The sequence below is a fragment of the Sulfitobacter albidus genome, assembly GCF_018200035.1.
Taxonomy (GTDB): domain Bacteria; phylum Pseudomonadota; class Alphaproteobacteria; order Rhodobacterales; family Rhodobacteraceae; genus Sulfitobacter; species Sulfitobacter albidus.
In genome coordinates, this window is the sequence record NZ_CP073581.1 from 3,176,068 (window position 1) to 3,200,745 (window position 24,678).

Below are 24,678 nucleotides of genomic sequence, written 5' to 3' on the forward strand. Positions count from 1 at the left end.
ACGACGATCATGACCGCAATCCGCGGTGACCTCATCCGGCGCAAAGCGTCGCAGCAAAAGGAACGTGCTTCATGTCGAGCATTCTTACAAACAACAGCGCAATGGTTGCATTGCAGACTTTGAAATCCATCAATATGGATCTTGCCGAGACGCAAAATGCGATCAGCACCGGCAAGGATATCAACTCCGCCAAGGATAATTCGGCCATCTGGGCGATTTCCAAAGTCATGGAATCCGACGTCGTCGGTTTCGAATCCGTGCAAGACTCGCTGGCCATCGGTCAGTCCACTGTTGCGGTCGCGTCGGCCGGTGCGGAACGCATCGTCGAGACGCTCAAGGAAATGAAGGCGCTGGCGATTGCCGGTCAGTCGGAAACTGCGGATTTCGCCAAGATCAATGCAGACCTGCAGGAAAAGATCGGTGAAATCACGGCGGTGAAGGCCGGGACCCAGTTCAACGGTGTGAACCTGCTGATTGACGATATCGATGGGGACGGCGCGACATCGTTGACGGTGATTTCGTCATTGAACCGCGTCGGCAACGCGGCGCCGACGGTTGCATCCATTGATGTGAATACTGTGGATTTCACCAGCAACCTCGATGAGACGTCGATCACGGCCATCACCGATTCTACCGATGCGGCGACGGCTTTTGGTGAGATTGAGGCCTTCCTGACAGTAGCGATCAACGGCGCCGCGTCGTTGGGTGCCGAAGCTGCCCGGATTGAAAACCAGCAAGGCTATATCAGCAAACTCAACGATGCTGTGAAATCCGGTATCGGCTCACTGGTCGACGCGGACATGGAAGCGGCCTCCGCGAAGCTTCAGGCACTGCAGACGCAGCAGCAGCTGGGTGTTCAGGCCCTGTCGATTGCCAACCAGGCGCCGCAGACACTGCTGTCCCTCTTCCGCTAAGGCGCGGCATTTCCAAAGCTTCAGGGGCGCGACTTTTCGCGCCCCTGGTCCAACATAACGCTAGGGATATACCGTGAATTCAACCGCACTTGCCCAGCAGGCCTATGCACCGACCGCGGCGCCACTCCGTTCTGACCGCAAGGTCGAATACGCCGTTATCGGCCGCATCACCGCCCGCCTGAAAAGCGCCGTCGACTCAGGCGATTTTGCAAAGCTTGTCAACGCGCTTCACGAGAATCGAACGCTCTGGCGCAAGCTTGGTCTGGATGTCGCGGATCCCGGCAATCTGCTGCCCGACGATCTGCGGGCACGGCTGATTTATCTTGCCGATTTCACGGATCACCACACCCGCAAGGTTTTGCGGCGCGAAGCGACGGCGCTTGCCCTGATCGAAGTGAACACCGCCATTTTGCGCGGTCTGAAATAGAAAGCCATGCAATGAGTGGACTTGTTTTGAAGTTGGGCCCGAAGGAACGGGTATTGATAAACGGTGCGGTGATCGAAAATGGAGATCGGCGTAGTCGTCTGTCCATCGTGACACCCGATGCCAAGATCCTGCGCCTGCGCGATGCAATCCATCCCGAAGAGGCGACAACCCCCGTACGGCGCTTGCTGTTTTCGGTGCAACTGGTTCTGTCGGGCGACAAGGAACCACAGGCGGCGCAGACGTCTTTGCTGCGCCAGATGGAAGAGCTGAGCCAGGTCTTTACCGACAGTGACAGCCGCCAAATTCTTGCCGAGGCGAGCGCCGCGCTTGTTTCGTTGCAACACTACCGCGTCCTCAAGGCGTTGCGCTGCCTGCTCCCGCGCGAGGACCGGCTTTTGTCGGTAAGGCCAAGCTAATGTTCCAACCGGTTATCCCGATCGCCGGGCTGGGTGGCTGGCGGTTCCTGCAGCAGACCTATGACAATCAATTTGCGGCGTTCACGCAAAGCGCGCAGATCCAGCGCGACAGTGACTATTTTCGCGAGAACATCGCGAACGTGACCACCGCGGAGGATCTTGTGAAAGATCGGCGTCTGTTGACCGTAGCACTTGGTGCTTTCGGGCTTGAAGGGGATATCGACAATAGGTTCTTCATCCAGAAGATCCTTTCGGAAGGTACCACGAACGACGACGCGCTCGCCAATCGGTTCGCCGACACCCGCTACGCGGAATTGTCGCAGGCCTTTGGGTTTGGCCCGGGTGAGTTTCTGAAAACCGGTGTGGATCTCTTCGCCGAGGCGATCGTCGACCGATTCGAGGCGGCCTCGTTTGAAATTGCGGCCGGGAACGCCAATGAGTCCATGCGTTTTGCGCTTTATGCACAGCGCGAGATGGGACCACTGGCAAATGATCAGATGTCCAACGATGCCAAATGGTTCACCATCATGGGCGAACCACCCTTGCGCAAGATTTTCGAGAGTGCCCTGAACCTGCCTGCATCATTTGGGCAGATCGACCTCGATCAGCAGCTTGTTGTCTTCAAGGAACGTGCTGAGCGTGAATTCGGCAGCTCGGACATCGGACAGTTTTCCGACCCTGAGCTGGTGCAGGAATTGATCGACAAATTTGTGGTGCGCGATCAGATTCAGCAGTTCAACAGCTCCGTCTCCGCGCAATCCATTGCGCTGACACTCTTGCGGGGATTCTAGGGCGTTATTCCTGCGCGACGCAGGATCAGCTCGAGCTGGCTGAAGCTGCGCTGTGGATCATCCGGCTCGATCAGGCTCAGGAACTCCTCAAGGTCGGGTTGGATCTGGATCGCCTTGTCGATATCGGGATTGCTGCCGTGCGCATAGAGCCCGGCACCAATCATCGTTGCATTGCTGTCGTATAGGCTGAGCATCCTGCGGGCCTGCGCAATAAGCGTGTTTTCGCGTGCATTTGCAGCGTCGGGAAGGCTGCGAGAGACGGATCGTAGAACGTCAATCGCGGGAAAGCGTCCGCGCTCCGCAATCTTGCGGTCCATCACCACATGCCCATCGAGCACGCCGCGCAGTATGTCCGCAATAGGCTCGTCCATATCAGATCCGGCGACAAGCACGCTGAAAATTGCCGTGATATCCCCCTGAGAGCCCGCACCCGGCCCGGCACGTTCGCACAGGGACGTGATATGGTGTGGGGTCGATGGGGGAAAGCCGCGCAGCACTGGCGCCTCGCCCGCGGCGATGGCGACCTCGCGATGCGCTTCGGCAAAGCGGGTGATGCTATCGGCGAGAAATAGAACGGATTTGCCGACATCGCGAAAATGCTCGGCCACGGACATCGCCGTCCAGGCGCAGCGACGGCGCAGCAGCGGCGATTGATCCGAGGTTGCGGCGACCACGACGCTGCGCGCCATGCCTTCGGCGCCCAGGACTTCTTCGACGAAATGGCGCAATTCGCGGCCCCGTTCGCCGATTAAGGCGATGACCACCACGTCGGCGGTCAAATGCCGCGCCAGTTGACCCAGCATCGTGGATTTTCCCACGCCAGAGCCGGCAAAGAGCCCCATGCGCTGGCCGCTGACGAGCGGCAGCATCGTATTCGTGACGGCCAGCCCCGTTCCCAGCCGTTTCCCGAACGCGCGCCGTCTAGAGGGCGGCGGTGGGGCGCTATGCAATTTGCGCGCAAAGCTGCCGCGCAGCAGGGGTTTGCCGTCGAGCGGCGCGCCCAAGCTGTCTACAATGCGCCCCAGCCAATGATCGCCGGGGGCAATATCCTGCGCTGGCGATAGTGTTGCCGGATCATCCAGCCCGACGCCGATGGCGTCCTCCTGGGCCAGCATCACGGTTGTATCGCCCGAAATCTGAACGACCTCTCCTTCAAGAGGCGCGCCGCGTTGGCGGCGAACCGTGATCGCATCCCCAATCGCGGCCAGATCGGCAAGGCCTTTCAGATACAGCACGCCGCCCGCGATCCGGGTCACGCGCCCCACCGTGTGAACGGGGGTCTGGCGCGCGATGTGGGCGGTAAGCCCGTCGATGAGAACGCTTTGGGTCATGGGATTCCTTCCTCGACTGCTCACCGTTTCTAAAGGAATCACCCTTAAGCCTTCCTTGAAATCAACGAGGGAGAATCCCGATGTTCGACAATCTGAACGTATTTCGCATGGCGTCGTCCATGGCGCAGCACGCTGGCCAGCAGCAGGCGCTGATATCGCAAAACGTGGCGCATGCCGACACGCCGGGGTATCGCGGTTCGCGCCTGCCCGATTTTGCGTCGTTGTATACAGGTGACGACAGTGCAGGCGCCCAGCGTGCCACGCGTGCCCGGCATCTGCACGGCAATCAAGGGGATCTTTCGCTTGCCGCCGTTGAGATGCGTGCCAGCAATTCGCCAAACGGCAATACGATCTCGCTCGAGACTGAATTGCTGGAGGCCGCGCAGGCAAAAAGCCACCATGACCGCGCCCTGGCCATCTACAAAAGCGGGCTGGACACGTTGCGCGCCACGATGCGCAAGTGAGGGCTGAGAGATGAGTGATTTTTCCTCCGCCCGTTCAATCTCGGCCAGTGGGATGGCCGCGCAGGCGCAGCGCTTGCGGCATTTGTCCGAGAACATCTCGAACGCGGATACGCCCGGCTACCGGCGCAAGCTGGTGTCATTCGAGGCGGCAATGCGCCAGACCGATGCCGTCTCACCGGTGCAGGTAGGGCGCGTGCGCCTCGATCAATCCGAGCTTGAGCGGATATTTGACCCCACCAACCCACTGTCCGACGAGACCGGCCATCACGATGGATCGAACGTCGACATGCTGATCGAACTGTCGGACGCCCGTGAGGCGCAGCGCAGCTATGAGGCCAACCTCAAGATGTTCGATCAGGCGCGCAAGATGTCATCGAGCCTGATGCAGCTGTTGCGCCGCTAATCTCTACCCCGCGCGTTTCGCGCGCTTTTCCAGAAAGGAAATATGACATGGAAATGAAAGCTCTCTCCGCCATCCAAAGCTATACCTCCGCTAAACCCGTCACGACCCCGGTCGAAGGGGCAGAGGGTGCGGGTGCAATGCTGCGTGGTGCCGCAATGGATTTTGCCCAGACGCTGGCGCATTCCGAACAGGTTTCGCAGGCGACGATGATGGGCGATGCGGATCCGCATGCGTTGGTTCAGGCGCTCGCACAAACCGAGCTGGCGGTGGAGACCGCCGTAACCGTGCGCAACCGGGTCGTGGAGGCCTATCAGGAAATTCTGCGGATGCCCGTCTGATGCTGGATGAGGTGATGTTTTACGACACCATGCGACAGGGGCTTTGGGTGGCGTTCATCATCGCGTTGCCGATCCTTGTGGCGGCGCTGGTGACGGGTGTTGCCATCGGCCTCGTGCAGGCGTTGACCTCGATCCAGGAAATGACGCTGACCTTTGTGCCCAAGCTTGGGGCCATCGCGGTCGTGTTCTGGATGTCGATGGGATTCATGACCGCGACGCTAACCTCGTTCTTCCAATCCCGCATCATCCCGCTCGTTATCGGAGGATAGCCATGGAAAGCACCGGATACATCACGATCACCCGCCAACGTGGGTTGCAACGCGAAATGCAAGTGCTGGCAAACAACATCGCCAATGCTGCGACCACCGGCTTTCGCGCCGAGGGCATGATTTTTTCCGAATACGTCAAGCCGGTGACCGGCGGCCCGTCCCTGTCGATGGGTCAGGGCAATGTCGGACGCACTTCGTTCGAGCAGGGCGGAATGCGGCAGACCGCCGGGACATTTGATTTTGCGATCGAAGGGGACGGCTATTTCCTCGTGCAGACCCCGAGGGGGGAGCGGCTGACCCGTGCGGGCGCGTTTTCGCCCGACGCGACCGGCCAGCTGGTCACCTACGACGGTTATCCGGTGTTGGATGCGGGTCGTGCGCCCTTGTTCGTGCCGACTGGGGCGGGGGAGCTTGCGGTATCGTCGGATGGCACGCTGAGCGTTGATGGTGCGCCTGTGGGGCAGATGGCCATCGTCGCTCCGTTGGCGCCGCTCAACCTGATCCGCGAGGATGGCGTGATGTTCATCGCCGAGGAAGGCGATGCGCCGGCCGAAAACGCGCGCGTGATGCAGGGTTTCCTGGAAGGCTCGAATGTCAATTCGCTCAATGAGCTGGCGCGCATGATCGATGTGCAGCGCGCCTATGAGATGGGACAAAGCTTTCTCAAGACCGAGGATGAGCGCATCCGCTCTGCCGTCAAGACCCTCACCCAATCCCAGTAACCCCACCAAAGGAGGCCGCCCATGCGCGCCCTGAAAATCGCCGCCACCGGGATGAGTGCCCAGCAAATGCGGGTCGAAACAATCTCGAACAACCTCGCGAATATGAGCACGACGGGGTACAACGCCCGCCGTGCAGAATTTGCCGATCTTCACTATCAGCAGCTGTCGCGCGCGGGCACGGTCAGTGCCGCAGATGGTACGGTGCTGCCTACCGGCGTGCAGCTGGGCCTTGGCGTCCGGCCCGCAGCGGTCAGCCTGCATCTGCAACAAGGGTCGCTGTCGGCCACGCAGGGCGATCTGGACGTGGCGATTGACGGGCTTGGCTATCTTGAGGTCACGCTGCCCAGCGGGCAGACCGCCTATACCCGCGATGGCGGGCTCAAGCGTACCGGTGAGGGGCTGATCGTCACCTCCGATGGTTTTGCCGTCGCGCCCGAAATTACGATCCCATCGGACGCGCGCAGCATTTCGATCAATCCCGATGGCGAAGTCTTTGCCTATTTCGAGGATGCGGCCGGCGGGCAGTTGCTGGGGCAATTCACGCTGACGGGGTTCACTAATTCCAAGGGACTTGAGGCGATTGGCAGTAACTTGTTCGTCGAGACCGAGGCCTCTGGCCCGGCGCAGGTTTCCAGCCCGGGTTTGGACGGGTTGGGCACCCTGCGGCAAGGCTATCTTGAGGACAGCTCGGTCGATGCGGTCCGCGAGATTACCGAGCTGATCGAGGCGCAGCGCGGCTATGAAATGAATGCCAAAGTCATCAGTGCCGTCGATCAGATGATGGGCGCCACGACGCAGGTGCGATGATGCGGTGGCTTTGCATTCTTTTGACGCTGGCAGCGCTGCCCTCATGGGCCGAAACCGTTGTATCGGCGCGCACGATCCGAGCGCAGCATATCATCACCGAAATGGACGTGACATTCGCCAATATCGACCGGCCGAATGCATTTTCGCGTCTGTCGGATGTGATCGGGCAGGAAGCGCGCGTCGCCCTCTATGCCGGTCGGCCGATCCTTGTAGGCGATATCGGGCCGCCTGCGATTGTCGACCGCAACCAGATCGTTCTGATGCGCTACGGCGCGCACGGTATCTTGATCAGCACCGAGGGGCGCGCGTTGGAGCGTGGCGGCATCGGGGACCGGATCCGCATTATGAACCTTGGCTCACGCGCTGTCTTGTTTGGACAGGTGCAGGCCGATGGCACCATCGAAGTTAGGAATTGAGAATGAATGCACTTCCCCGCCTGACCGCCCTCGCGGCGCTCGCCCTGCTTGCTGCCTGCAACGGGCGCGGCGATCACATCGGCAAAGCGCCAAGCTTTACTCCGGTGGCTGAGGCGCCCGAAACGCGGGCGATGATCGATCCCGGGCTGCCCGTCGCCATCGTCGAACAACGCCCCTCGGATGGGGCCTCGCTTTGGTCACCGTCGAGGGCATCGCTGTTGGGGGATCGGCGCGCGGTGGTGCGGGGCGATATTCTGACGGTGGTGATCGAGATTGACGAAAGCGCTGAAATCTCGAACTCCAGCGATCGCAGTCGGACCGGCTCCGAATCTCTCGGCCTGCCCAGTCTGGTCGGTCTCCCGCAGCGTCTCGATGAGGCACTACCCGAGGGAGCAACAAGTGCGGATCTGGTCAGTATCGACAGCCAAAGCCGGTCAAGCGGCGATGGCTCGGTCTCCCGCAACGAAAAGCTTGAACTGCGCATCGCGGCCACGGTTGTGGATGTCCTGCCGAACGGGGTGCTCTCAATCTCTGGCAGTCAGGAACTGCGCGTGAATTTCGAGCTGCGCGAGCTCTTGGTCACCGGCTATGTGCGCCCCGCTGACATCTCCCGCCAGAACGAAGTCACCTACGACAAGATCGCTTCGGCGCGGGTGTCCTATGGCGGGCGTGGCCAGATCACCGATGTGCAGCAGCCACGCCTCGGACAACAGGTTCTGGACGCGGTTCTGCCATTCTGAGGAAACGAAAGGAACGAAGCGATGATGAAGAAACTATTGCCCGTACTTCTGCTCCTCGTTGGCCTCGGTGGCGGCGTGGGCGCGGGGATTTTCCTGCGTCCGGATACCTCCATGGCGTCGGTACCCAAAGGGAATGGCGAAGCTGAGAGTATTGAGAAGGAGGTCGATGCGAACACCGAAGATAAGCAGGGCCAGAACGAGGACGCGGCGGTCGAAGGTGATACCGACTCGGAGTTTGTAAAGCTGAACAACCAATTCGTCGTGCCTATCGTCGCGGACGAAAGGGTTGCGGCACTCGTTGTGTTGAGCTTAAGCGTTGAGGTGCCGGCCGGGGAGACCGATATCGTCTACCGGCGGGAGCCCAAGTTGCGCGACAGCTTTCTGCAGATCCTGTTCGATCATGCGAATGTTGGTGGCTTCGACGGGGCGTTCACGCAGGCCGAAGTGCTAGACCCTCTGCGCAGCGCATTGCGTGAAGTCGCGCGGCGCGATATCGGCAGCGAAATCGTGCACGACGTGCTCATTACCGAAATCGCGCGTCAGGATTACTGATTTTTCGGCAAAAGACTCAGAGCGGACTGGATATTGCGATCCAGTGCCGCCTTTTGCGTGCGGGTGCCTTTGTCGCGGCGGTCAGCGTCGCGGAGTTGCCCGGCCACGATGAAGCGCCCGAACGCATGGCGCACCTGTTTGAGATGCTGCTCCTTGATCACCATCAGTCTGGCGAGCTGTTGGTTCAGCTCGGTCTTCTTTCGGCCGACCCATCCCTGCCAAAGCACATCCGCCCCGATGTGCCGCTGACCCTGGTCAGTGTCAGCGCGGCTTTCGGCCAGATGGGCATCAAGCTGGGCAAGCTGCGCGCGCAAGCGGGCCTCTTCGGCCAGCACACGCTGGATGCCCTGACGCTCACGCTGGTAGACCGCGTCGGTCAGCAGGACCATCTGATCGAGATCGCGGGCATTGCTCATAGTCGCCCACGCGCCCGCAGGCGCATTTCCTCGGCAAAACGGATTGCTGCGGCCACGGCGGCATAGCTTTCTTCGGCGATCTCATCACCGATGTCCGTGGTCGCATGCAAAGCCCGCGCTGTGGGAGGATCGGAATGGATTGGTACACCTGCTTCGGCAGCAAGCCGTCGGATCGTGGCCGCGATTTCGTCTACGCCCTTCGCGACGCATACCGGCGCACTGCCCGCCTCTCGGCTCCACCTGAGGGCCACGGCATAGTGGGTGGGGTTCACGATAATGACATCGGCCGTCGGCACATCCTTCATCATCTGGTTTTGGGAGGCTTCAAAGGCCCGTTGCCGGCGCTCCTGCTTGAGATGGGGATCGCCTTCGTTTTGCTTGGCCTCGTCGGTCATATCCTTCCGGGACATCATGTTTTTGCGAATGTGTTCGAAATGCTGAAAGACTGCATCAATTCCGCCGATCAGGCCGGACACCACCACGGTGACCATCAGGAAGGTTATACAGATCCGCGTCATCAGGCTGATCGTTGCGAGCGGGCCCCCTGGATAACGCCAATCATTTCCGAGAGCCACACCCGGATGAATACGGCCAGACAGGCAGAGAAAATGAGCAGTTTCACGAAGCTTTTAAAGAATTCGAACAGCCCAGCCCGACCGTATTTGTTCTTAGCATTCGACAGGATCGAAATGCGGCTGCCCTTGGGTTTGATCTTTTCGGGGGCGAATACAATTGCGCGCTGGGCGAGCAACGCGACCAGCACCCCGATAGCCGGCAACGTGAATATCGGGCTGAGCCCGGCAAAAACCGTCTGCATCAACCCGCCCGCCAGTGGTGCTGCGGCGCTTCCGAAAAACAGCGGCGCAAGCCGGTCGGGTTGATCCAGAAGGACCGTCAATCCATTGCCCACACGCTGCATCATCCAAGCACCCGAAGCTGTCAATGCCACCAGCAATCCCAAATAGGAGGCGGCGGTGAGCAGGTCGGTCGATTTGGCGACCTCACCTTTTTTTCGAGCTTCCAGCAGCTTCTGGGCCGTCGGCTCGAAACTCTTGTCAGCGCTGTCATCCTGACCGCTCATGGCACGGGCCTCAGCGGATTGGAGAGGAACAGATTGAGGGCCTGGATCCAGGTCGCCAACATCAGTGGTGACGCAAGGCAGAGGAGAAACAAACCGCCAGCGGTGATGAGCGGCGCCCCGACAAAGGCGACCATTAGCTGCGGCATCGCCTTGTTGATCACCCCGATGGCGAGATTGTAGAGCACCGAAAGCACGACGAAGGGCGCGGCCAGCGTAAACGCAAGCGTGAAGGCTTGACGTACCTGATCAAGGCCCCATTGAGCTACATCCTCGCCTGCGGGCAAGGCGCCGGGGGGCATCATTTGATAGGATAGCAGCAGGAACTCTGCGAGCTTGACGTGCAGCCCCAACATCATGGCGAGGGCGATACCGCCCATCACTAGGATATGGCCCATGGCGGGTACCGGCTCTGCCACTGCCGTGCCCAGGATCTGCGCAAGCGATGTTGACTGCGCCGCGATTGACCCCGCCATTTGCAATGCCATGACCAGCAGGCGCAGCCCCAGCCCAAGGATGACGCCGATCACGGTTTCGGTAATAATCAGCCAAAAGATCCCCTGCGATGACTGCGCAAGATCCCCGATCGGGACCGCCGGTGCGACAATCAGGGTAAAGGCGATTGCGATGGCAATCTTGATGCGGACCGGGACCGCCTGCTCGCCAAAGCCGGGCATGAGCGCAGTCAGCGCGCCCACGCGCAGAAAAACGGTGAACCCCTGCCAAAGCGCCAACGTGCTGATGTTCAGCAGTTCAGCCAGCGTTTGGGTCACGCGGCGACCACGCCAACGAGCGATGGTTTGGCATCCAGTCCAATCTCCTCGAACGAGAGCACTGGCGATGAAAGCCCCTTTGCCCGCAGTACGGTATGCAGAAACCTCCGTCTGCGGGTGTTGGTCACGATTGCGGGATAGACGCCATTGCGATTGGCATCCTCGATCTTTTTGGAAACACCGTCGGCAAGCTGGTTGAACAGGTCGGGCGGAAGCGCCACGTCCAGACCCCTCTCGGCGTCGACCTGATATGTGGTGAATGTATCTTCCCATTCGGGCGCCAGCTGGACCAGCGGCAGCGAGCCATCGTCGCGGCGCACCTCGGCGACAAGTTGGAAGCCGAGACGTTGGCGTACCAGCTCGCAGATTGCTTCCGGCTGGGCATTCTGGCCGCGACCCTCTGCGGTCGCTTCAAGGATCAGCGGCAGGTTGCGGATAGAAACGCGTTCTTCCAGCAGCAGCCGCAACACGGCGTGCAATACGTCTAGCGGCACCCGATCCGGTACCAGCTCGTCGAGTAGTTTGCGATTGGCCTCCGCCCGCGCAGGGTTCGAGATATTGACCATTTCGTCCAAGAGACGGCGAAGAGATTTCAACGTCAGCAGCCGCGAGAAATTCCGTTTGACGACCTCCAGCAGATGCGTGGCAAGGACTTCGCCCGGTGTAACCAAGGTGACGCCGGCGAGGGCGGCGTCTTCCTGATCGTCGCTGTTGATCCAGCGGGCCGGGGCGCCGTAGACCGGTTCGCGCGTATCGATCCCTGGTGGAAGCAGTGCGGCGTCCTCGGGCGTTATGGCGAGAATCTGGTTGGGATCCAGCGTTGCGCGTGCCTGCTCAACCCCCTGGATTCGCAAGACATATGTTCCCTGCGGCAGGCCGGGATGATCGGTCAGCCGGATCTCTGGCAGGATCAAACCGAACGCGGCGGCGACGTGGGTTCGCATATTCACAATCCGGGCATCCAAACCCGTGCCGGGGTCAAGCACCATACTAACCAGATCCGGGGAGAATTCGACGTGGATGTCGTCAAGCTCCAATACATCACCAAGGGGTTTCGATTGGGGCACCTCGTCGTCGGCATCCTCCACCAACTCGAGCGGTGTGCGTTTTGATTTCCTGTGCATGAAATACGCGAGTATCCCCAGCAATACGGCCCCGATCATGAAGGGAAGGAACGGTAATCCGGGTACGACGGCGAACAGCAGCATCAATGCGGCCACCGTTGCAAGCGCTTGCGGGTGCTTACTGAGCTGGTCAAAAACGGCCAGATCGGTAGAGCCTGTCGCTCCACCGCGCGCCAGCAAAAGTGCCGAAGCGATCGAAATGATGACAGCGGGGATCTGGCTTACGAGGCCATCACCGACGGTGAGAATGGCGTAGGTCTCAAACGCGGCGCCCAGCGGCATTCCATGCACCAGCGTGCCCATGATCAGGCCGGCAACGAGGTTCAGCAGGGTAATCAACAAACCCGCCACTGCGTCGCCCTTAACGAATTTCGAAGCACCGTCGAGAGAGCCAAAAAACGTGGTTTCCTGTTGCTCTCGGGCGCGGCGCTCCTTCGCCTCCTCGTGACTGATGGCGCCGGCGGACATATCGCTGTCGATCGCCATCTGCTTGCCCGGCATCCCGTCGAGAGCAAAGCGCGCGCCGACCTCGGCCATACGGGTCGCACCCTTGTTGATGACCATGAAATTCACAATCAGCAGAACACAGAAAACGACCAGTCCCAGAAAGACCGACCCGCCCATGACAAAATTGGCAAAGCCTTCGATGACCTCACCCGCCGCGTCGGTTCCGGTGTGCCCCTCCCCGATAATCAGCTTGGTCGAAGATACGTTGAGCGATAGGCGCAACATCAAAGAGGTCAGCAGGATTGTCGGGAAGGCCGAAAAATCAAGCGGGCGTTCGATGAAGAGTGTGACCGTGAAAATCAGTATCGCAAGAGCAAAGGAAGCGGCCAGCCCGGTATCAAGGATCCACGACGGCATCGGCAGAATCATCATGACGATAACGGTCATCAATGCGACGGCCAACAGGATCGTTGGTTGGTAGAGTTTGCTGATCATGCTTTATCCTCCGGTCCGTGGGGCGAACAAAGACCGCGCGCCTGAGGTCAACGGGACCAAGGACCCCCGTGTTGGCGTGCTGCCAGAACCTGTCAGCAAGCTGTAGCTATTGTGCCGCTGCTGTCTCGTCGGGGTGGCCCGCACGATTGCCGGCCTGGATTGCGGCAGATCTCTGAGGATCCGGGCAAAGCGCGCCATGTATTTGTCGGCATATTTCTCCGTGCGCGAATGATAGGCGCCGGCGGCGGCCGTCCAATCGCCAAGCTCGGCGTAGAGTTCACGCAGGAAGCGTGCGGCGTAGCGCGTGTTGATCAGCGGATCGAACATCTCTTCTATCGAGTTGAAGTGTTGCCCGTGCCAGCGATAGTTGATCTGGAAACAGCCGACATCGAAGCTGCGCGCGCCCTTCTTGAAATGGTGGAAGACATAGGCGCGGGCCTGGTCCTCGTCATCGAACCAAACCCCTTTGCCTTGCATGTTGACGGTCCATGGCCATGGCTGCAACGTGCCAGCGCGGTTTCGACCGGTTTCGGTACGAGTTATGGCTCTCAGCACGTTGAGGGGTACGCTGGTTTCCTGCGCAATCGTTTGCGCCGCGACGTCGCAAACCTGGCCTGGTTCGGGACGTGCGTCGATCGTTCCCGCACCAAACAGGGCGATCAAGATGACAGGAATGAATCCCGATAAGCGCATTCTACAGCTCCAATTTTCGCATTCTGCGGACCCGGCGACCCAAGCGGTCGCGGGAGGTTATTCGGTGTCGATCCCGCCAGAGATCAAAAGGATCGGATCGTTCAACAAAGTATCAAGAGCAGCGCGCGCGGCAGCACTTTCGGTCAGCGCGGCGTCGGCGAGGCCCAGTGGTCCTGCGTCCTGTGCTGCAGCGGGGGAGGTCTGCCCTGCTGCCACCCGGGTCGCCGCGCCAAACGCGGGCGCGTCCGCCGAGATCAGATCTTGCCAATTCTCGGATAGAAGTGCCGTGCGCAACGCCTCCTCATTTGCTTGCATCCCCTCAAAAAGGGCGGAAGCTTCGGCATAGCTGCCCGTCATCTCGGTGGCTTGCGCGCGCAACAACGCCGCCTGCGGTCCTTCGATCTCGACCAAATCGGCGAGTGCCTGAAACGGCTGCTGCAATCCGATTGCCGCGCGCGCCGACAGCAGTTGCCGGTCCGCGCGACGGGGGCGATCCGGCACCGTTGCCATCAATCGCTGAACCTGCGCGGCAAATCCCAGATCCATCAAGCGTTCGCCCAGCCGAATTTTACCTGCTGTGGTAATGTCGGAAAAGCTGTCAAAATCCTGCGCAAAGATATGATCGAGAAAGGTGAAGTCGTCAGCGTGATCGGTAAGCCGAACGAGGACGGCTTCGCGCATGCTGCGTGCTTCATCCAGGCTGAGTGCGGGCAGAAGCGTTTCGAGTTTTGCAAAAGCTTCGTCGAAAGACGCCGATTGGCTGAATGCCAACACCTGAGTCTTGCGCAGTTGATTGCCGATCTCGGTGCCGCGCAATTCCTGTGCGTAGGCCTCAACCAGGGTGGCGGTTTCGTATGTCAGCGGTCTGTCTGCGGCGAGGGTGGCGTTGACCAGCTTCAACAAAGCCTCGGGCGACCGCTCGGAGTTGGAGTTGATTACCGTATCAAGCATATTTTTTGCAGGCGCGCCGTTGTGCATGGCCAGGGCCGCCTTCGCCAGATCACCGGTTGGGGTGAGGCCTTCCGGCAACCGCTCGACGCTGCGCAGTGCAGCTGCAGCGCCGCCGCTATCGCCGTAAGCCAGCAGGCGCGTGCTCAGCTCTGGCGCGAGAAATTGGCGTAGATGGCTTGGCAGTCTGTTCAGTGCCCGCAACGCAGCTGGCGTATTGATCTGCGTTTCGGTTGGAATTTCCTTGAACCCCAACACTGCCCATAGCGCGACGTCACCGTCGCAGTTTGACAGGTTGCCAAGCGGGTTTGGCACGTCGAGCCGCCCCCGTTCAAGGATCGTGGCCAGTGCGACAAGACCCGCATTTTCAGGTGGGATTGACGCATCGAGGCGCAGAACGCTCAGGGCTTCGGCCCCGAAGCCGAAATATATATAGGTCTTGGCCAAAGCGATTGCTGCGTCATGGTTCAGCTGATCGCGTGCGTTGAACAAGGTATCCCGGCGCTGGCTGATCTGAGCGCCAAACGATCCCTCACCGGCGAATGTCTCCACGCTGTAAGCATCTCCACCGTTGCAGATCGGATCTTGTCCGGACGCTCGACGGTTTCCTGAGGGCCGGTCCATACTGTCGGTGATCCGCAAATGCGCTCCAATGCCATGGTCGGCGGCAGTGAGTTCCGGTGGCGTAGCCGTCACCACTGTCGGGGATGGCGGCTCGTCAGCGTCGCGCGGCAATGGGGCGCTGACATCTACATCGAGCAGACCGTTGCTTGCGGCGGCGGCAACTTCGGAGGCAAGCGAGCTTGATATCTCGCGCAGCAATGCCGTGCGGTCCTCCGGCGTATCCGGGATAGGTTTTTCCGCGACAGGTTCCGAAGCCGATTGCGCGGGGAGGGGGAATGACCTCCCCGATCCGATCCATGGGAGGACCGTCTGCGCCTTGGGCTGCGTCAAAGGTGTGCGAACCTGCATCACCGCTGCTTCAGGTTCCGCAGGGCCAAGGGGCTGACCGGCTAGCGCAGTGTCGCGGTCACCCACATCAATCACGAGCAGGCCACCGCTGACGAGCGTCGCCGCCTCGCACGGGCAAGCGAGCGATACGGTCACGGTATCGTCGGATGTCTCTATATCAGTGACGCGCGTGCGCTGCATCCGCTGGAATACGCTGGCAGTCTCGAATCCGTCAGCGTGGCCCACGATCGTGATACGGATCCGGTTCCCGTCCCGCACGGCATTCCAGGATGTGCCGTTGGAGAGAGGGAGCGTCAGGCGACTGAAACTTGCGTGATCGCCTGATCGCACTTCGAGTGCTTCGGCCAGTGCGGTCGTACCGATCAACGCAAGGCCAATTCCGAAAATCCAAGGTCGCATCATGCGGCCGCTTGCTTGAGTGCTTTGAGCGCTTCTTCAAGTTCGTTGTAGCTTGGTCGGCAATGGGAGGGCGTGTTCTGCCGGCCAACCTCGATGCAGATATTTGTGGCGTGGTTGTGCAGATTCGCGACAAGCACCTCACGGATCAGTTGATAGAAGTTTTGCTCATCCCGCGTCACATCTCCAACTTTTGCGGCGAATGGACCCACAAGACCGTAGGCCAGGAAGACGCCAAGGAAGGTGCCAACGAGGGCGCCGCCGATCAGCTTTCCCAGGACTTCGGGCGGTTGGTCGATGGAGGCCATCGTCTTGATAACGCCCAGAACGGCGGCGACGATTCCAAGGGCTGGCAAACCATCCGCCACGATCTGCAAAGCATGGCTGGAGTGCATGGCGTGCTGCATGTTTGCATCCATACGCTTTTCCAGCACTTCCTCCACCTGATGCGGATCGTCGTAATTCATCGACGCCGATCGCATGGTGTCACAGATCAGCGCCACCGCTTCCTTGTCTTTGAGGATCTTGGGATACCGCGCGAAAATATCGCTCTCGTCCGGGGCTTCGATATGTTCCTCAATGGCGACGGGGTTTTGCCGCGCAAGGCGGATCAGTTCGAACAGCAGGCACAGGAGATCACGATAATCGTCATGTTTCCACTTGGGGCCTTTGAAGACCTTGCCGATGTCTTTGAGCGTATGCTTGATCGCCGCGCTGTCGTTACTGATGAGAAACGCGCCGACCGCGGCGCCGCCGATCATCGTCATCTCGAACGGGAGCGCCTTGAGAATGATGCCCATCTTGCCGCCGGCCATGAGATAGCCGCCGAATACCATGACGAAAATGGTGATGATCCCGATGATCCCGATCATAGTGGCCCCTCGTGTTTGCTGCTGATTCAGTTGTGACAGTGGGTGGTTAAGGAACCGTCAGCGGTGGTCAGTTCTTGGGAACATTTGCGTTACGCCCCGCAAGAATAACGCTCACCGTGTAGGCCACAGGCGGCGAGAGGCCGGCCATGACTTCCGCCGCGGCCGTTGGTGACATTCGGCCAAGGAAGCCCGCGGCAAAAGCGGGCTCCATCTCTTCAAAAAGCGCTGCCGCCTGTTTCGGCTTCATCGCTTCATAGACGGCCGTGAGCCTGCTTAGATCCTGCTCGGACGCGGTGTTGGCAAGTGCGATCGTTGCGCGCAGCGCCTCCTCCGTTTCGCTGAGCGACCGGAGGCGTTTTTCGATCTCTGTATCGGCGACTTGCAGGGCGCGCATCCGCAGCTCAATCTGCTTTTCACGCTGCGCGACCTTTTCTTCGCGGTCCCTAAGAGCGGCGATCAGGCTACCCATCTCTGCCGGATTGCTGCGTGCAGGGATCGCTTGAGCCGCCGGAATCGCCTGCGCAGCCTTTTGTACCGGATCATCCGGGGCCTCGAGCGGCGCTGTAGGCAGTTGCCCGCTTTGCGCAAACGCACTGCCCGCGCCGTGGCCAAGCCGCAAGGCAGCAGAGGAAAACATCAATGTGGCAAGGATGAGAACGGCCCCCTTGCCTGCCGGTCCCAGGAAGCTTTTTGAGAAGGCGCGCTTCATGCGGCATCTCCCGTGCCAGTTGCCCGACGTGCGAACAAGGGCGATCCCTCGCGCGAGGGGGCAGTCGGCGCAGGGCGTTTTGGCGCAGCCGTGGGAACAGACACGGGCTCCGTCCGGTTTGTCTCCGGCGGCAGGTCGTGCAGGGACGCGATCTGAAGCTCCAGTCTGCGCGACATGTCTTCTGCCCGGGCAGTCAGGTCTGTCAGGGTTTGCGCCGATTGCGCAGCGGTTTGCTGCGCCGCGGTCAGGGTGCGGGTCAAATCATCAACCTGCGCGGACAGGACGGCGACGGCACCGCCAACGCCCTTCTCCAGGTCATTGAACCTGTTCAATCGACGACCCAGCACAAAACAGTAAATTCCGGCTCCGATAGCCCCGGCGCCCAGCAGTATATCAGCGATCAGCTCCATTTTGGGGCTCCTTCAAGTCAGTACAAATTCCATGATGAGAAAGTCATTCACCCGGTCCTGACCGGTAACGACCTGGACCCGGCGCAGCATCTGCGCCCGCAACCGGGTCAGGGCTGTTCGATCCTCGATATCGGCCACTTCCAATGCGCGAAGATAGCTGTTGAGCACGTCCGTGATGCGCGGCAGTACCTTTGTGACCTCATCAACGTGGTCGCTGGGCACCTCAAGCTGGGCGCGAAAGCGCAATAGGCGATTGTCGGGACGGGCCGAGACAGAGATCACCAACGGGTCGACCGGGACAAAAGTAACGTTGTCGAGGGCCGGCGTGTCGGTATCGTTCGAGGCCCTCATCTCAGCCGCGTCATTTGAGTCGCCTGCACCGAGAATCATCCCGGACCAAGTGGCATAAAATCCGGCGCCCCCTCCGGCCAGCGCCAGTACAAGTCCTAGTATCAAAGGGAGTTTTGATCCCTTTTGCGGCGCGTCGTCCTGCGGTGTTTCGGCATCTGCCATGTCGGCTCCACTAAATGTTGCAGGGCCAGATATAGACGCGTTTGCACTAACCGATTGTTAAGCTCGTTCGGTCAAATGTTGCGTCGAGGCCGCGCAGAACGTGCGGCAGGACGGAGGCGATTGTGCAGCAATACCTGAATGTCTGGACGCAGCTTGGACTGCGCCGTCAGATCATCATTGTCGGGGCGACGGTGGCCATGTTTTTTGCCATCCTGGGGATGGCCCGGATGACCACGGCGCCTAGTATGACCCTGCTTTATGCAGGTCTGGAAAGCGGTGCGGCGGGCGATGTCGTCCGCTCATTGGAACAGCGTGGTGTTGCGTTTGACGTGCGTGGCGGCTCAATCTTCGTCGACAGCAAGCAGCGCGATCAGCTGCGCCTGACCCTGGCAAGCGAGGGGCTGCCCGCGAACGGGAATCGCGGCTATGAGCTGCTAGACCAACTGACAGGTTTTGGCACCACGAGCCAGATGTTCGACGCCGCCTACTGGCGCGCGAAGGAGGGGGAACTGGCGCGGACCATCGTCGCGAATCCCCAGATCGCCATGGCGCGGGTCCATATTGCGTCAACCGGATCAAACCCCTTCCAGCGGGGCGTCACACCGAAGGCGTCGGTTTCGCTCACGCCCAACGGTGGTACGATCTCACCGGCGCAGGGGAAGGCTGTGCGCTTTTTGGTCGCCTCCGCCGTTGCGGGTCTCGCGCCCGAAGATGTGGCCGTAATTGATGCCAATGGTGCGCTGATCGGCGCCACGGAGGACGCCGCCCCTGCGGTTGGAGGGGAGGACCATGCGCAAATCCTGCGGGACCGGGTACAGCGATTGCTTGAGGCCCGTGTGGGCTTTGGCAATGCCGTCGTTGAAGTCAGTGTGGATACCGTGACGGAGAGTGAAGCAATCCGGGAGCGGATATTTGATCCCGAAGGCCGCGTTGCCATTTCAAGCGATACCGAGGAGCGGACGAACGCAGCCGAAGGAGGGGCGGGTGGCGACGTAACCGTGGCAAGTAATCTGCCCGACGAGGAAGGCGGCGCAGGCGGTGACAGGTCGTCCTCGCAAAACAGCGAGACCCGCGAGCGCATCAACTACGAGGTTTCCGAGACGGAGCGGGAGATTCTACGCGCGCCCGGTGCGATCAAGCGGGTGTCAGTTGCGGTTCTTGTTAACGAGGCGACGACGATTGATTCCGCCGGTCAGACCCAGACCGCGCCGCGCGACGTGGCAGAGATTGATGCACTGCGTGAACTCGTTTCCTCAGCTGTCGGATTCGATGCGGATCGCGGTGATATCATCACGATCAAATCCATGGCACTACAAAGCGTGGCACCCTCGGGCACCGCCGCCAGCACGTCGATCATCGACCAATTCGATCTGGATCTGCTGTCCGCCTTGCAGATGCTGGTGCTTGCGGCGGTGACACTTATCCTTGGCCTGTTCGTCATACGTCCCGTGCTCAGCAAGCAGCCGCGCGATGTGCCTGCGTTGGTTTCACCGGAAACGCTGCCAGACGCCGTGCCTGAAGGCAACCTGCCTGCAGTTCTCACGCCCGATGCGCTTGGCTCGTCCCTAACTGGCAGCGTCTCCTCGCCCGGGGACGATCTGATGGCGTTGGATCAGTCGGGCGACAACCCGACCCTGCAGAGCAGTGACCCGGTCGAACGGCTGCGCGGGATGATCGGAGACCGGCAGGAAGAGACCGTTCAGATCCTGCGTGGCTGGCTCGAAGACGGGAAAGAGAAAGAGGAGCGGGCATGAGTTCGGTCGCACATCTTTACCCGGATCTTGGCAGCCTGATTCCCGACGGCGCCGAGGCCGATATCGTCATCGAAGAAATTCAGGACGAGAAGCTGCGTGCCTACGAGGAAGGATATCAGGCCGGTTGGACCGATGCCGAAAAGAACGTGACCGAAGAGCAGGCGCGCGTCGGCGCGGAGTTCGTGCACACACTACAGGATCTATCTTTCACCTATCATGAGGCGCTTGCGCGATTGAACCGTGGCCTGAGACCGATGTTCGAGCAGATGGTCAGCACGCTTTTGCCGCGCTCCGTTGGTCCGGCGCTTCAGGCCCATCTCGTTTCCGAACTCTTGACCCTCACGCAGACCCAGACCGAGGGCCAGGTCGTCCTCAAGGTTTCGGACAGTGATCTGATGACCATTGAGACCCTGCTTGAAGATGCCGAATTGAAAATGCCCGTGAGTGTCGAGGCGGAGCCGGGACTTGCCCCAAATCAACTGATGCTGTCGCTCGACACTGTCGAGCGGGAGATCAACCTCGACAGTGTCACGCAGGAAATCGCTGCGGCCCTGTCCGCGTTCAACTTTCATGCCCAGACGGAGCCTTCTCATGACTGATGCCACCACCTTTGCAACTGATCCGTCGAATCCCTTCACTTCCGTCCCCATCGAGGTGACGGTCTGCGTGGGCAAAGCGCGCCCGCTGGTGCGCGATCTCGTCATGCTCGGCGAAAATGCGGTGCTGACGCTCGACCGACGCGTGGACGATCCTGTCGAGCTCTACGTCAAGGACAGGCTGATCGCCCGCGGCACGCTTGAAGAAGCAGAAGATGACGAAGGGGGCCAGCTGGTGGTGCGCCTCACGGAAGTCGCGGATCTGAAGCAGGGCCTTTGATGCGATTTTTGCCGATCGTGCTGTTGGGTCTTGCTGTCATGCCGACGTCCCTGTCAGCACAGGATCTCGGCAGCCTGATTGGCGACGACGGATCCATTTCCGCGCGCACGATCCAGCTTTTCCTGCTGCTCACTGTGCTCAGCCTTGCGCCTGGAATCGCTATCATGGTGACGTGCTTTCCGTTTTTGGTGACCGTCCTGTCAATCCTGCGGCAGGCAATTGGCCTGCAGCAATCGCCACCGAATATGTTGATCGTCTCGCTCGCATTGTTTTTGACGTACTTCATCATGGAGCCGGTCTTTACGGCTGCCTGGACGAACGGAATTGCCCCGCTCACCCGCGAAGAGATTGGTGTTGAGCAGGCTTTTTCGGCCACGTTAGAGCCGTTTCGCGGATTTATGGCGGCACGCCTTGATCCAGAAACATTTCTTGCCATGGCAGAGCTGCGACCCCAAACGATAGAGGCAACGCCAACGGCCGATGCCCCCTTTCGGTGCTGGTCCCGAGCTTCCTTCTCTCCGAGATTTCGCGCGCGTTTCAGATCGGTTTTCTGATCTTCCTTCCTTTCTTGATCATCGACTTGGTCGTTGCCGCGATCCTGATGTCGATGGGAATGATGATGGTGCCCCCGTCCGTTGTCTCGCTCCCATTCAAACTGGCGTTCTTTGTCGTCGCTGATGGCTGGGCGCTTTTGACCGGGGCATTGGTGCGCAGTTACTTCTGAAAACAGCCTCTATTTGTGGCTTATTCACGTTTTCCCGTGCGGTAGCTTTCATCCTCCGTTCACCTTTGAACCTTAGTCGTTTCGGTGGGTCAGGGGTGGCCAAGTGAATGGAAACGGGTGAGTGACATGCGATGGATCAGTGCGGACCGCCCGCTGTTACCGGGTCTTGCGGCCTATATCGACGTGCCGATTGCGGTCTATCTCCTCGAGGGATCATCGGCGCAGGCCTATTTGATCGCGCGGGCGTTGACCTGCATCGTTCCAGTCGCGCTCACCCCCATCGGGTGGCGTCTGTGGCCGGTCGTTGCGCGGGCGGCAGACACTCTCAGCTTTTCAGCCGTGCAGGCTATCGCCGCGCGCATCAATCTTGGATACGTGCTGATCACAGGAGCGCTGGGCGTTCTTGTGCTCTGGCTTGCGTCGCAATTTTTGCGGGGAGATCAGTCTGTGCAGGTGCTGCACTGGCTCCTGCTCGGCCAGTGCGCACCGCTGCTATTTGGAGCGACGGGGCTGCTGATGCGGGCCTTCGGACGCGATGCGATCATCCCGCTTCTTCGGATCGGTGGCGCATTGTGCCTCAGTGTCACGATCGTTTCCGCTCACTTGCTCAAGGGGCCTGCGGACGGCCTGCTGCTTGCGCAGGCGACGGCGGCAGTGCAGCTCACCATTGCCGCTACCTGCGCGTTACTGCTTACGCAACGGGGCGTTTGGCCGGGGCTGACCGCCTTGGCCCAGCCCCGAATTCGCTTGAGATAGAGTCTAGGGTCCTGACCCTAGTTAACGATGAATTCGGCGTGCAGGGCGCCCGCTGCCTTAATGCTTTTTAGGATATCAATCATATCCCGCGGGGAGACGCCGAGAGCATTCAAACCGGCAACCACTTCGGAAAGCGACGCCCCGTCGGGCACTTCGGCGAGGCCGATCCCGGGTTCTTCCTCAATTGCTGCGCGCGTGCGGGGAACAACGACCGTTTCGCCTTCTGAAAACGGGTTGGGTTGCGCAACGACAGGCTCTTCCTGAATGCGCAGGGTCAAGTTCCCCTGGCTCACGGCCACCCGTGAAATGCGGACGTCTTCACCCATTACAATCGTGCCGGAGCGTTGATCGACGACAACACGTGCCTTGCGCTCGGGCTCTACTTCGATGTTTTCGATGCGTCCAAGAGCGTGGGCTACCGATCGCATCCTTGTGGCCGGGACGTTCAGCAGGACGGTTCCACTGTCGAGCATCACCGCTACGCCACGGCCAAAGTCGCGATTGATCGCGGTCTCAATTCTGGCCGCTGTGGTGAAATCCGCTTCGCGCAAAGCCAGACGCAGATCGCTGAGAGAGGCGAGATCGAAGGCGATTTCACGCTCAACCCGTGCGCCCGATGGGATCGAACCGGAGGTTGGCACCCCTTGGGTAACGGCCGCTCCGGCGCCTTCGGCTGTGGCCCCGCCGGCGATAATTGTGCCTTGGGCCACGGCATAGATCTCACCATCCGCCGCGTTGAGCGGTGTCATCACCAAAGTGCCGCCCAGCAAACTGCTCGCATCGCCGATAGCGGACACCGTCACATCAATTTGTCCGCCTGCGCGGGCGAAGGGAGGAAGGGTGCCGGTCACCAGCACCGCCGCAACGTTCTTGGGGCGGAACTGCTCCCCGGTGACATTGACGCCCAGTCGCTCGAGAATGTTGGTCATGATGTCTTCGGTAAAGGGCGCGTTGCGCAGCCCGTCGCCCGATCCATCAAGACCTACGACCAGACCATAGCCGACAAGATCGTTGCCACGCACGCCATCGAAATTGACCAGATCCTTGATCCGCACAGGCGCTGCGGACGCCGGGAGCGACAGGGCAAAGATCACTAGGGCGGCGGCGAAAAGCCGGATCAGCCCGCTCACAGGAAGTTCACCAGCGAAAGCGCGGACATGCGCGATGTCATTGTATAAAGGCTTTGCAATTGAAATTGGACCTGCTCCAGTTCTGTGGCGGTATCATAGGGGTCTTTTGACAGGATCGTGGCGCGCGCCATTTCAAGTGATGTCCGCTCTGTTCCGTTGCGCACTCGCTCCGCTTCAATCTGTCCCTCGGTGAAGCCTGTTGTGGCCTGCAGATCGATCACGCCGCCCTGCGCCGCCAGCAAAGGCTCTAATGACTTCTGGTAGAGCTCGGCCTGCTGTGCGTCAGTCAGCCCCAAAGTCGGATCATCTGCCAACGCGGCCAGCGCGATGACGCGCAACGTATCGCGCAGGGCGGGATCGTCGGCGCGGATGTTGAACTGCGCACTGACAGTTTCCGACACAGCGACGGGGGCTAAATTACTGTCGGTGCCGCGGTAAGCCACAGTGGCAAAACCTGCCGGATCGTCGAACCAGGCCTCTGCCGCGGCGATCATGTCATCCACTGTCCCTGCGCCCGCCACGACCGTGCGGACCGCATCCGATATCGTGTCGGCATCCACCAACGGTAGCTGATCCACACCGGTGCCGGAAAATACCGCCCGGCCGGCGATATTGCTGTTGAGCGCGCCGACAATGCTTTGCAACGCTGTGGCGGCCTCTGGCGCGATGCGGCCCGCGGCATTGCTGAAGCCCGCGTTCGTGCCGGTCATGAGCGTCGCGGTGAAGTCTGTGCTGATCGTACTGACTCGGTCCAGCGCCCGTTGCACCGTGCCCGCAAATTCCCCCGCCTCGCGGTTGGCGAATTCGTAGGCGTCGAGCGTTTTCAGACTGCGGGAAATATCGTTGATATAGGCGGTTTTTCCGGTCACGGCACCGCGGATATCCGCAACCTGGCCAGTTGTCAGCTCCAACGTCAAACTCTGAAGATCGTTTTTCAACGCGGTATTTCGGTTCTGAAGCGAGTACGCTTTGGCGAGATCGCCGACGCCGTTGATTTGCATG

General features: G+C 60.2%; 31 protein-coding genes and 1 pseudogene. 18 read left to right on the top strand and 14 right to left on the bottom strand.

Features of this window, described 5'->3' with window-relative positions; translation table 11 throughout:
* Positions 1-71: 71 nt before the first annotated feature.
* The 4 genes from KDD17_RS15510 to KDD17_RS15525 all read left to right on the top strand — a co-directional run bounded on the left by KDD17_RS15510 (position 72) and on the right by KDD17_RS15525 (position 2,548).
* Positions 72-914 (top strand): flagellin N-terminal helical domain-containing protein, encoded by an 843-nt coding sequence (locus tag KDD17_RS15510; RefSeq protein WP_212704483.1) that lies wholly within the window; start codon positions 72-74, stop codon positions 912-914.
* 73 nt (positions 915-987) lie between these two features.
* Positions 988-1,341 carry a flagellar biosynthesis regulator FlaF gene (gene flaF / locus KDD17_RS15515; protein WP_212704484.1) on the top strand — a complete coding sequence of 118 codons (354 nt, stop codon included), beginning with the start codon at positions 988-990 and terminating at the stop codon, positions 1,339-1,341.
* Between the two features lie 11 nt (positions 1,342-1,352).
* Positions 1,353-1,757, top strand: coding sequence for a flagellar biosynthesis repressor FlbT (gene flbT / locus KDD17_RS15520; protein WP_212704485.1), 405 nt, complete (start codon positions 1,353-1,355; stop codon positions 1,755-1,757).
* A complete protein-coding gene (locus KDD17_RS15525; RefSeq protein ID WP_212704486.1) occupies positions 1,757-2,548 on the top strand; it encodes a DUF1217 domain-containing protein in 792 nt (263 codons plus the stop codon). Before flbT ends, KDD17_RS15525 begins: the two co-directional genes overlap by 1 nt.
* Here KDD17_RS15525 and KDD17_RS15530 read toward each other — a convergent pair.
* The gene (locus tag KDD17_RS15530; protein WP_212704487.1) at positions 2,545-3,879 is read right to left on the bottom strand and encodes a FliI/YscN family ATPase; all 1,335 of its coding nucleotides are present in this window, start codon (positions 3,877-3,879) and stop codon (positions 2,545-2,547) included. The two genes, KDD17_RS15525 and KDD17_RS15530, sit on opposite strands and share 4 nt — an antisense overlap.
* Positions 3,880-3,959: 80 nt before the next feature.
* On the opposite strand from KDD17_RS15530, the gene KDD17_RS15535 reads away from it, so the two are divergent.
* Genes KDD17_RS15535 through KDD17_RS15575 form a run of 9 tightly spaced genes read left to right on the top strand, consistent with a single transcriptional unit; the run spans position 3,960 to position 8,590 of the window.
* Entirely contained in the window at positions 3,960-4,343 is a 384-nt protein-coding gene (locus tag KDD17_RS15535) for a FlgB family protein (protein ID WP_212704488.1), read from the top strand.
* Positions 4,344-4,353: 10 nt separating this feature from the next.
* Positions 4,354-4,746, top strand: a complete 393-nt coding sequence (gene flgC, locus KDD17_RS15540) for a flagellar basal body rod protein FlgC (protein WP_212704489.1) — start codon at positions 4,354-4,356, stop codon at positions 4,744-4,746.
* Between the two features lie 47 nt (positions 4,747-4,793).
* On the top strand, positions 4,794-5,084 hold the full coding sequence (gene fliE / locus KDD17_RS15545) for a flagellar hook-basal body complex protein FliE (RefSeq protein WP_212704490.1): 291 nt from the start codon (positions 4,794-4,796) through the stop codon (positions 5,082-5,084).
* Entirely contained in the window at positions 5,084-5,353 is a 270-nt protein-coding gene (locus tag KDD17_RS15550; RefSeq protein ID WP_212704491.1) for a flagellar biosynthetic protein FliQ, read from the top strand. The genes fliE and KDD17_RS15550 overlap by 1 nt, the downstream gene beginning before the upstream one ends.
* A 2-nt stretch (positions 5,354-5,355) precedes the next feature.
* Positions 5,356-6,075, top strand: a complete 720-nt coding sequence (locus tag KDD17_RS15555) for a flagellar hook-basal body complex protein (RefSeq protein ID WP_212704492.1) — start codon at positions 5,356-5,358, stop codon at positions 6,073-6,075.
* Between the two features lie 21 nt (positions 6,076-6,096).
* On the top strand, positions 6,097-6,882 hold the full coding sequence (gene flgG / locus KDD17_RS15560; RefSeq protein ID WP_212704493.1) for a flagellar basal-body rod protein FlgG: 786 nt from the start codon (positions 6,097-6,099) through the stop codon (positions 6,880-6,882).
* On the top strand, positions 6,882-7,298 hold the full coding sequence (gene flgA, locus KDD17_RS15565) for a flagellar basal body P-ring formation chaperone FlgA (RefSeq protein ID WP_212706270.1): 417 nt from the start codon (positions 6,882-6,884) through the stop codon (positions 7,296-7,298). The genes flgG and flgA overlap by 1 nt, the downstream gene beginning before the upstream one ends.
* Positions 7,299-7,300: 2 nt before the next feature.
* Positions 7,301-8,038 (top strand): flagellar basal body L-ring protein FlgH, encoded by a 738-nt coding sequence (gene flgH, locus KDD17_RS15570; RefSeq protein WP_212704494.1) that lies wholly within the window; start codon positions 7,301-7,303, stop codon positions 8,036-8,038.
* 24 nt (positions 8,039-8,062) lie between these two features.
* The gene (locus KDD17_RS15575; RefSeq protein WP_431358160.1) at positions 8,063-8,590 is read left to right on the top strand and encodes a flagellar basal body-associated FliL family protein; all 528 of its coding nucleotides are present in this window, start codon (positions 8,063-8,065) and stop codon (positions 8,588-8,590) included.
* Here the strand turns inward: KDD17_RS15575 and KDD17_RS15580 are convergent.
* From KDD17_RS15580 to KDD17_RS15625, 11 genes are all read right to left on the bottom strand, one after another.
* On the bottom strand, positions 8,584-9,006 hold the full coding sequence (locus tag KDD17_RS15580) for a hypothetical protein (RefSeq protein WP_212704496.1): 423 nt from the start codon (positions 9,004-9,006) through the stop codon (positions 8,584-8,586). The two genes, KDD17_RS15575 and KDD17_RS15580, sit on opposite strands and share 7 nt — an antisense overlap.
* The gene (locus KDD17_RS19175; RefSeq protein ID WP_348541464.1) at positions 9,003-9,524 is read right to left on the bottom strand and encodes an EscU/YscU/HrcU family type III secretion system export apparatus switch protein; all 522 of its coding nucleotides are present in this window, start codon (positions 9,522-9,524) and stop codon (positions 9,003-9,005) included. Before KDD17_RS19175 ends, KDD17_RS15580 begins: the two co-directional genes overlap by 4 nt.
* Entirely contained in the window at positions 9,524-10,087 is a 564-nt protein-coding gene (locus KDD17_RS19180; protein ID WP_348541465.1) for an EscU/YscU/HrcU family type III secretion system export apparatus switch protein, read from the bottom strand. Before KDD17_RS19180 ends, KDD17_RS19175 begins: the two co-directional genes overlap by 1 nt.
* A complete protein-coding gene (locus KDD17_RS15590; RefSeq protein WP_212704497.1) occupies positions 10,084-10,857 on the bottom strand; it encodes a flagellar biosynthetic protein FliR in 774 nt (257 codons plus the stop codon). Before KDD17_RS15590 ends, KDD17_RS19180 begins: the two co-directional genes overlap by 4 nt.
* Positions 10,854-12,923 (bottom strand): flagellar biosynthesis protein FlhA, encoded by a 2,070-nt coding sequence (gene flhA / locus KDD17_RS15595; RefSeq protein ID WP_212704498.1) that lies wholly within the window; start codon positions 12,921-12,923, stop codon positions 10,854-10,856. The genes KDD17_RS15590 and flhA overlap by 4 nt, the downstream gene beginning before the upstream one ends.
* 3 nt (positions 12,924-12,926) lie before the next feature.
* A complete protein-coding gene (locus KDD17_RS15600; RefSeq protein WP_212704499.1) occupies positions 12,927-13,616 on the bottom strand; it encodes a lytic transglycosylase domain-containing protein in 690 nt (229 codons plus the stop codon).
* Between the two features lie 57 nt (positions 13,617-13,673).
* Positions 13,674-15,938 carry a hypothetical protein gene (locus tag KDD17_RS15605; RefSeq protein WP_212704500.1) on the bottom strand — a complete coding sequence of 755 codons (2,265 nt, stop codon included), beginning with the start codon at positions 15,936-15,938 and terminating at the stop codon, positions 13,674-13,676.
* On the bottom strand, positions 15,935-16,804 hold the full coding sequence (motA, locus tag KDD17_RS15610; RefSeq protein ID WP_212704501.1) for a flagellar motor stator protein MotA: 870 nt from the start codon (positions 16,802-16,804) through the stop codon (positions 15,935-15,937). Before motA ends, KDD17_RS15605 begins: the two co-directional genes overlap by 4 nt.
* A 67-nt stretch (positions 16,805-16,871) precedes the next feature.
* Positions 16,872-17,513 (bottom strand): MotE family protein, encoded by a 642-nt coding sequence (locus KDD17_RS15615; RefSeq protein WP_212704502.1) that lies wholly within the window; start codon positions 17,511-17,513, stop codon positions 16,872-16,874.
* Entirely contained in the window at positions 17,510-17,923 is a 414-nt protein-coding gene (locus KDD17_RS15620) for a hypothetical protein (protein ID WP_212704503.1), read from the bottom strand. Before KDD17_RS15620 ends, KDD17_RS15615 begins: the two co-directional genes overlap by 4 nt.
* A 12-nt stretch (positions 17,924-17,935) precedes the next feature.
* Positions 17,936-18,436 (bottom strand): flagellar basal body-associated FliL family protein, encoded by a 501-nt coding sequence (locus KDD17_RS15625; protein ID WP_212704504.1) that lies wholly within the window; start codon positions 18,434-18,436, stop codon positions 17,936-17,938.
* A 122-nt stretch (positions 18,437-18,558) separates the two neighbouring features.
* Here KDD17_RS15625 and fliF point away from each other — a divergent pair, with 122 nt between their 5' ends.
* The 5 genes and pseudogenes from fliF to KDD17_RS15650 all read left to right on the top strand — a co-directional run bounded on the left by fliF (position 18,559) and on the right by KDD17_RS15650 (position 22,546).
* On the top strand, positions 18,559-20,190 hold the full coding sequence (fliF, locus tag KDD17_RS15630; RefSeq protein WP_212704505.1) for a flagellar basal-body MS-ring/collar protein FliF: 1,632 nt from the start codon (positions 18,559-18,561) through the stop codon (positions 20,188-20,190).
* On the top strand, positions 20,187-20,789 hold the full coding sequence (locus KDD17_RS15635) for a FliH/SctL family protein (protein WP_212704506.1): 603 nt from the start codon (positions 20,187-20,189) through the stop codon (positions 20,787-20,789). Before fliF ends, KDD17_RS15635 begins: the two co-directional genes overlap by 4 nt.
* Positions 20,782-21,066: a FliM/FliN family flagellar motor switch protein gene (locus KDD17_RS15640; protein ID WP_212704507.1), complete on the top strand. Its 285-nt coding sequence runs from the start codon at positions 20,782-20,784 to the stop codon at positions 21,064-21,066. Before KDD17_RS15635 ends, KDD17_RS15640 begins: the two co-directional genes overlap by 8 nt.
* Positions 21,067-21,104: 38 nt before the next feature.
* Positions 21,105-21,790, top strand: a pseudogene (gene fliP / locus KDD17_RS15645) (flagellar type III secretion system pore protein FliP).
* 126 nt (positions 21,791-21,916) lie between these two features.
* A complete protein-coding gene (locus KDD17_RS15650; protein WP_212704508.1) occupies positions 21,917-22,546 on the top strand; it encodes a hypothetical protein in 630 nt (209 codons plus the stop codon).
* 17 nt (positions 22,547-22,563) lie between these two features.
* Here the strand turns inward: KDD17_RS15650 and KDD17_RS15655 are convergent, their stop codons facing one another.
* Together KDD17_RS15655 and KDD17_RS15660 are read right to left on the bottom strand one after the other, a co-directional pair.
* Positions 22,564-23,640, bottom strand: a complete 1,077-nt coding sequence (locus KDD17_RS15655; protein WP_254796975.1) for a flagellar basal body P-ring protein FlgI — start codon at positions 23,638-23,640, stop codon at positions 22,564-22,566.
* Positions 23,641-23,672: 32 nt separating this feature from the next.
* A complete protein-coding gene (locus tag KDD17_RS15660) occupies positions 23,673-24,677 on the bottom strand; it encodes a flagellin family protein (RefSeq protein ID WP_212704510.1) in 1,005 nt (334 codons plus the stop codon).
* Between the last annotated feature and the right edge of the window lies 1 nt (position 24,678).